The following is a 969-nucleotide window of genomic DNA, read 5'->3' as shown; positions in this document are numbered from 1 at the left end:
CAAACCCTTCGTGATAGGGCGAAAAAACTGGTTATTCTCAAACACCACTAGTGGTGCCCATGCCAGCAGTGTACTTTACAGTATTGTTGAAACGGCAAAGGCAAATGACCTTGTGCCATTCGATTATCTTCATTATCTATTGAAAGCACTTAGTAAAAGAGATCAGCAAGCAGAAATGGAAGATCTGCTGCCATGGAATGTCATACTAAATCATTAGATTCTTGGATATGTGCGCTTCGCCTTACGTTTACATCCGTTTTGCATTATTTGGACAAAACAGCGTACAAGAGAGTGAGCTAAAAGATCATACCCAATGTCGTCTTGGGAAGTATCTAATGTCAGATAAGGGCCAGTCGCTAAGTTCCAAAAAACGCTTCAAAGACCTATATGAAGATGTTCATCCGAAAGTACACGCGAAGGGTATAGAGATCTATAAGCTTGCACGAGCAGGCGCTGAACCATTATCTCTACAGGGAGCTGTTGAAGAACTTATTGGCTTATCAGATAGCGTATTGAATATTCTTGATGATTTTATCCAGCACCGTTAAAAATCCTTAGACTTTACAATATTACCTCTGTTTATGACCTAGGAAAACAACTCCACTAACATGAGGTCCGCTCTGTGAAGAAGATAGACGGTAGTGTTCAAAAAGGTAGCGCTTTGTGCTCAGGCTGTGTGAAAACTCGTATTTCAAATAGATCTAGCTTTATTTCGTTCACAACAAACAGCACAGGGCTACAGTCATGTATCTGGCGCCGATGTTTGATTTTTGTGATTACCAGCCTTTTTAGAATAGTCCGCTCATACAAGCCAAATAGCGCCTCAACAGGAAGCTGCAATCAGATTAAGCCTAGGATGCATTGGTCATCAAAGCTTTGATTAAGCCGCTGACACCAAAAATTGTGATCATTCGTCTAAGATTGTAGGCCAGGACATGCAAGTCCATTTCAATGCTGACCCCCTTAAAT

General features: G+C 41.2%; 2 protein-coding genes. Both read left to right on the top strand.

Translation table 11 applies throughout. The annotated features are described in order from the left end of the window. Positions 1-217 (top strand): transposase domain-containing protein (locus A3763_RS17005; RefSeq protein WP_197482942.1); only part of this gene is annotated, 217 nt, incomplete at its 5' end. Positions 218-227: 10 nt separating this feature from the next. Beyond that, entirely contained in the window at positions 228-548 is a 321-nt protein-coding gene (locus tag A3763_RS17000) for a CZB domain-containing protein (RefSeq protein WP_068509879.1), read from the top strand. The last annotated feature ends 421 nt before the right edge of the window (positions 549-969 follow it).

This window comes from Oleiphilus sp. HI0128 (assembly GCF_001635365.1).
This window is presented reverse-complemented; position numbering and strand designations above follow the sequence as displayed.